Genomic DNA, 6,219 nt, shown 5'->3' with positions numbered 1-6,219 from the left:
CCCCTCATCCGCCTGCCGGCACCTTCTCCCCGTATAGGACGGGGAGAAGGGACATGGCCGCAGCCTTGGTGCTTATTCTGCAACGCTTGTGAATGGCGAAACCGTCAACGAGGGCGACCTTTCTCCCCGTTTACGGGGAGAAATGCCCGGCAGGGCAATGAGGGGCAGCGCTGCCCGAGAAAAAGGTCACGCGCCCGGCGGCAGCAGCCTGAAATCCGGCAGGTCACGCAGCGCCAGTTCCGGCCCGGCCGGCGAATAGACGACGAAGAGCTGCATGGGCGCATCGCCGGTGTTCAGCGTCGAATGGAAGCGGCTTTCCGGCACATAAATAGTGCAACCCGGGCCGACCTTCTCAACGACCGGATTGCCGTTCTCGTCTTCGACCATCTGCTCGCCATTGCCTGATATGACAAAGATGATCTCTTCAGCACCTGGATGATTGTGGCGCGTGTGGCCCTTGCCGGACGGCAGGTCGACGACGCCGCCGGAAAGACGCGTCGCGCCGTTCACTTCGGGAGCCACCGTCAGCGACAGTCTGCCCCAGTCGAAGCCGAAGGCGCTGACATCCTTCGGATACACGAATACCTTGCTCTGGTCGGTCATCGACTCATCCCTTCCTTTTCTTGGCGACAGTTTTTGTGCCGCTTTGTCTTTTTGTTTTAGCATCGGATTTTCCCAAAGCCGGTTCCCACTTTTGGGTCCGATGCTCCAGCATGACGGCCTTGAAATCCGCAGTCTGCCTGGCGATCGCCGCTTCTGCCGGCAGCCGCTCCATCGAACTGGCGCCGTAGAAACCGTGCAGGCCCTTGCAGCGTTCGAGGATGTACCGGGCATCGTCCGGCATCGAGATCGGCCCGCCATGGCAAAGCAGTATGACATCCTTGCGCACGACACGCGCCGCTTCAGCGATCGCGTCGATCTCCGTCACGCAGTCGTCGAGCGATTTGGCCGACGTCGCGCCAATCGAACCGCCGGTGGTCACCCCCATATGGGCGACGACGATGTCGGCGCCGGCCTTGGTCATGGCGCGCGCTTCATCGGGGTTGAACACATAGGGCGTGGTCAGGAGATTGAGCTCGTGTGCTGCGGCGATCATGTCGACCTCGAGCCCAAAGCCCATGCCGGTTTCCTCGAAACTTTGCCGCATCTGGCCGTCGAACAGGCCGATGGTCGGAAAGTTCTGCACGCCGGAAAAACCCATCGTCTTCAACTCGGCTAGCAGCAGCGGCATGATGACGAAGGGATCGGTGCCGTTGACGCCGGCCAGCACCGGCGTCTTCTTCACCACCGGCAGCACCTCATAGGCCATCTCCTTGACGATCTCGTTGGCGTTGCCATAGGCGAGCAGGCCAGCGGCCGAGCCGCGCCCGGCCATGCGGTAGCGGCCGGAGTTATAGATGATGATCAGGTCGATCCCGCCAGCCTCTTCGGCCTTGGCCGACAGGCCGGTGCCGGCGCCGCCGCCGACGATCGGCACGCCGGCGGCAATCATCTTGCGGAACTTTTCCAGAATCTTCTTGCGTGGTATCGCGGCCATGGCTTCGGCTCTCACTGTCTGGCTATGTCGAGGAAAGCCGCAACCGCAGCCTCGGCGAATTCGGGGTCGTTGATGTGCAGTGGCAGGCGCGTCACTCGGCGCGTGTTATCCGGCATGATCGTACGTTCGATAGCCTCGAAGAGGGCTGCATCGGCTTCAGGGTCGAAGAAGGCGCCGCCTTCGATGTCGAGCGCCGAGACGCCCTTTTCGGGGATGAGGAACCGGACCGGTCCCTCGCAAAGGCTCAGTCTTGCACCGATCCATTCGCCGATCTTGCGGCTTTCGTCAGGGGTCGTGCGCATCAGCGTCACATTCGGATTGTGCTCGTAAAACAGCCGCCCGCTATAGCGTTGTGGAACGGTCGGTGGCGCCCAGAAATTCACCATATCGAGCGCGCCGACCGAGCCGACATAGGGCAGTTTCATGCGGGCGATCGCGCCGAAGCGGTCTTCGGTCGCCGGCAGAACGCCGCCAAACAGGAGGTCGCAGACTTCTGTCGTCGTGATGTCGATGACGCCGGACAGCAAGCCGCTGTCGGCCAGCTTCTCCATGCTGCGGCCTCCGGTCCCGGTGGCGTGGAAGACCATGCAGTCATAGGTCGAACGAAGCTGCTCGGCGATGGAAGTCACGCATGGCGTTGTGACGCCGAACATGGTGAGGCCGATCGACGGTCTGCCGTCGGGTGGCGGCGGCGGTTTTGCAGCCATGCCTGCTATCGCCTGGGCGGCATTGTGCAGCACGACACGAGACAGCCGGTTCAGGCCGGCCATATCGGTCACCGACGGCATCATGACGATGTCGGAGACATCGACGTAAGGTGCGGTGTCGCCCGAGGCGAGCGTCGAGACCATGATCTTGGGCAGGCCGAGCGGCAGCGCGCGCATGCCTGATGTGATGATCGAAGTGCCGCCACCACCGCCGATGCCGATCACACCTGATATATCGGTGCGCGATTCGACAAACCGGGTGAAGGCGATGGCCATTGCCGCCACCGCGGTGCCGCGATCGTCGCTGCCCAGCACGGCACTGCTGCCATCGGGATGATGGCCGGCGACCTCTTCGGCCGAGACATCGACCGGCACGGTCGCGTTGCGCGTTCCAACATCGACGCGGACGACAGCAGCACCGGTGGCGGCGACCGCATCGGCAAGAAAGGCGAGTTCTTCACCCTTGGTGTCGGCGGTGCCCACCATATAGACGCGCTTCATTGCGTTTCCCCGGCTCTAGGCGCGCTCGGCGTTGCCGCCTGCCGCTCTTTGCCCGGCCGTTCGGCATCGCGAAAGGCCATTGCAATTTTTTGAGACGCGCGTATCATATTGACATGAATGTCTCACGTCAACAAGCTGCGGTTTCCGACGATACCGGTTCTGGGGCCGCGCGTGGACCGCGCGCGCGCACAAGACGGTTGATGCTGGAGACGGCGACAAGGCTGATGCAGGCGGGCGCCACGCCCTCGGTCAGCGAGGTCGCCGAAGCGGCGGAAGTCTCCCGCGCCACCGCCTATCGGTATTTTCCAAGCCAGACGGCGCTGGTCCAGGCGGTGGTGGACGAAGGGCTCGGGCCGATCCTCACCTGGAAATCGGCCTCGACCGATCCCGAGCGCCGCGTCGTCGAACTGTTCGATACCGCCATGCCGCGCATCGAGGCCTTCGAGGCGACCTTCAAGGCGGCGCTGAAGCTGTCGCTCGACCAGTGGGCGCGGCGGCAGGCAGGCACGCTGGGCAGCGAGCCGGCCTTCACGCGCGGCCATCGCGTCGATCTGCTCAAGGACGCGATCGCACCGCTCAAGAACCGGCTGCCGCCACGCGAATTCAAGCGCCTGGCACAGGCCCTGTCGTTGATCTTCGGCGTCGAAGTGCTCATCATACTGAAGGATATATGGGGGCTGGACAGCCGCAAGATGATGTCGGTAGCGCAATGGGCAGCCGGCGCCCTGGTACGGGCTGCAGTGATGGAATCGATGACCGAGGGAGGCAGAAGCGCGCCGGCGACAGCTGCGGAATAATATCGATCTGGTTCGACCAGATGGGGATGCCGATTACTGACAATAGTCGGTGTTCCGTAGCGCGAACAAGGCCCTTGCGTATCAAGGAGTAGGAAAATTTAAGAAAAACAGACAGATGTTGCTGGAATCCGCTTGTCTGAGGGCCTGCCATTGTCCAAGAAAGAGCTTGACGTGCGTCCGAAATTGGTAATACCAGATCAGGACAATATAGCGGATTGAAAGTGAGGGCTGCGATCCAATTCCGGCTGGGCGAGGAGGCTCAAAAACCGGAACGGCGCCATCACGGGAGGAACTACCAGGGCCGGCCTCGCCGCCGGTTCGCATGATACGGTAGAATGCGCACAAGGGAGGAAATCATCATGCGCAAGACAATGACCAGTATGCTTGCTGGTATCGGCTTAGTGCTCGCCTGCGGAACGTCCGTCTACGCGCAGGATAAGGAACTCACCATCTTCTGGGCCGAGTGGGATCCGGCGAATTATTTGCAGGAGCTCGTCAACCTTTACGAGGCCGAGAGCGGCGTGAAGGTCACGGTCGAGACGACGCCGTGGCCAGACTTTCAGACCAAGGCCTTCACCGAATTCAACGCCAAGGGCAGCGCCTACGACATGGTCGTCGGCGACTCGCAGTGGTTAGGGGCAGCTTCCGAGGGCGGTCACTATGTCGATCTGACGGAGTTCGTGAAGAACAACAAAGTGCTGGAGACGATGGCCCCGGCGACTGTCAAATTCTATTCCGAATACCCGGGCAACAGCGGCAAATACTGGTCGATCCCGACTGAGGGCGACGCCGTCGGTTGGTCCTATCGAAAGGACTGGTTCGAAGACCCGAAGGAAATGGAGGCGTTCAAAGCCAAGTACGGCTATGACCTTGCCGTGCCGAAGACTTGGAAAGAAATGACCGACATCGCGGAGTTCTTCAACCGACCCGACCAGAACCGCTACGGCATCGCAATCTACACCCAGAACCAATATGACGGTCTCGCCATGGGCGTCGAGAATGCGATCTTTTCCTACGGCGGCGAACTTGGCGATTATGCGACCTATAAGGTGGACGGGATCATCAACTCGGACAAGAACGTCGCGGCGCTCGAGAATTACCGCAAGCTCTTCGGCTTCACGCCGCCCGGATGGACCAACGCCTTCTTCACCGAGGACAACCAGGCGATCACCGAGAACCTGGCGGCGATGAGCATGAATTATTTTGCCTTCTTCCCGGCCTTGGTGAACGAGGCGTCGAACCCGAATGCCAAGGGCACGGGCTTCTTCGCCAACCCGGCTGGCCCCGGGGGTGACCAGTTCGCCGCGCTCGGCGGTCAGGGCATCTCAATAGTCTCCTATTCCGAGAATAAGGAAGAGGCGATGAAGTTCCTCGAATGGTTCATCAAGGACGAGACCCAGAAGAAATGGGCCGAGCTCGGCGGCTACACCTGCAATAAGGCGGTGTTGGAGAGCGCCGAGTTCCAGAACGCGACGCCTTACAACAAAGCTTTCTACGAGACCATGTTCAAGGTGAAGGATTTCTGGGCGGTGCCGGAATACGCCGAGCTGTTGCAGCAGCTCAACCAGCGCGTCTATCCGTACGTCGTGAACGGTCAGGGCACTGCAAAGGAGACGCTTGACGCACTTGCAGCCGACTGGAACGCGACGTTCAAGAAGTACAACCGCATGCAGTAAAGCGCGGCTTGATCTCGGAGGGGGCGGTCGCCCGCCCCCTCCGTTTCCGTTTCAAGAACCGAAATTCAAGAAGAAGACTGGGAAAGAACGGTCCATGGCCACCACAGTCATAGCGACGTTGGATCCAAAATCGCGCGCCGCCTCCCATGGCATGAGCGACATCACGATCCGTAACCTCTTCATCATACCGACGATCCTATTCCTGATCATCTTCAACATTTTTCCGCTGATCTATTCGCTCGGTTACTCCTTCACCGACTTTCGTGCATCGACCAGCGCGGCTGCGAATTTCGTCGGACTGCAGAATTATCGCGAGCTGCTCAACGATCCCTACATCTGGAACAATTTCGCGGTCACGGCAAAATACGTGATCGTCTCGGTCGTCGGCCAGGTCGTGGTCGGCTTCGGCACGGCAATGCTCCTCAATCGCGACATTCCCTTAAAGGGGCTGATCACTACGCTGCTGCTTTTGCCCATGATGCTGTCTATGGCCGTCGTCGGTCTGTTCTGGAAACTGCTCTACGACCCGTCCTTCGGCATCATCAACTACGCGCTGGGCCTTGGGAAATTTGAATGGGTCGGAAATGCCGACATGGCTCTCTACGCGATCGCCATGACCGACATCTGGATGTGGGCGCCCTTCGTCATGCTGCTGTCGCTCGCCGGCCTGTCGGCAGTGCCGAAGCATCTTTACGAGGCGGCCGCGATCGACCGCGCCGGTTCGCTCTACACTTTCTTCCGCATCACGCTGCCACTGGTCGCGCCCATCCTGATGATCGCGATCATCTTTCGCACCATGGAGGCGTTCAAAACCTTTGATCTTGCCTATGTGCTGTCGACGCAGCCAACCACCGAGGTGATCTCGATCCGGCTCTACAAGATGGCGTTCCAGGAATGGCAGACCGGGCGCTCCTGCGCGCTCGCCTACATCGTGCTGATCATGGTCCTGGCGATCACCAATATCTACGTCAAATACCTGAACAAGGTGAAGGAGCGCTAGC

6 protein-coding genes are annotated in these 6,219 nt (G+C 60.4%); 3 read left to right on the top strand and 3 right to left on the bottom strand.

The features are described 5' to 3' along the window. Positions 1-186 precede the first annotated feature (186 nt). Genes AC0L3N_RS17135 through AC0L3N_RS17125 form a run of 3 tightly spaced genes read right to left on the bottom strand, consistent with a single transcriptional unit; the run spans position 187 to position 2,745 of the window. Complete coding sequence (locus AC0L3N_RS17135; RefSeq protein WP_473548719.1) at positions 187-603, bottom strand: cupin domain-containing protein; 417 nt, start codon at positions 601-603, stop codon at positions 187-189. 4 nt (positions 604-607) lie between these two features. Then, the gene (locus tag AC0L3N_RS17130) at positions 608-1,537 is read right to left on the bottom strand and encodes a phosphoenolpyruvate hydrolase family protein (protein WP_473548717.1); all 930 of its coding nucleotides are present in this window, start codon (positions 1,535-1,537) and stop codon (positions 608-610) included. An 11-nt stretch (positions 1,538-1,548) separates the two neighbouring features. Continuing rightward, positions 1,549-2,745, bottom strand: a complete 1,197-nt coding sequence (locus AC0L3N_RS17125) for a Tm-1-like ATP-binding domain-containing protein (RefSeq protein ID WP_473548716.1) — start codon at positions 2,743-2,745, stop codon at positions 1,549-1,551. A gap of 113 nt (positions 2,746-2,858) precedes the next feature. Here AC0L3N_RS17125 and AC0L3N_RS17120 point away from each other — a divergent pair, with 113 nt between their 5' ends. From AC0L3N_RS17120 to AC0L3N_RS17110, 3 genes are all read left to right on the top strand, one after another. Beyond that, a complete protein-coding gene (locus AC0L3N_RS17120; protein ID WP_473548715.1) occupies positions 2,859-3,542 on the top strand; it encodes a TetR/AcrR family transcriptional regulator in 684 nt (227 codons plus the stop codon). Positions 3,543-3,901: 359 nt separating this feature from the next. Beyond that, on the top strand, positions 3,902-5,218 hold the full coding sequence (locus AC0L3N_RS17115; RefSeq protein WP_473548714.1) for an ABC transporter substrate-binding protein: 1,317 nt from the start codon (positions 3,902-3,904) through the stop codon (positions 5,216-5,218). Between the two features lie 94 nt (positions 5,219-5,312). Next, entirely contained in the window at positions 5,313-6,218 is a 906-nt protein-coding gene (locus tag AC0L3N_RS17110; protein ID WP_473548712.1) for a carbohydrate ABC transporter permease, read from the top strand. The last annotated feature ends 1 nt before the right edge of the window (position 6,219 follow it).

The sequence above is a fragment of the Mesorhizobium sp. WSM4807 genome (assembly GCF_055811615.1).
Note: the sequence above shows the minus strand (reverse complement) of the source record. Positions and strands in the feature narration are given on the sequence as shown.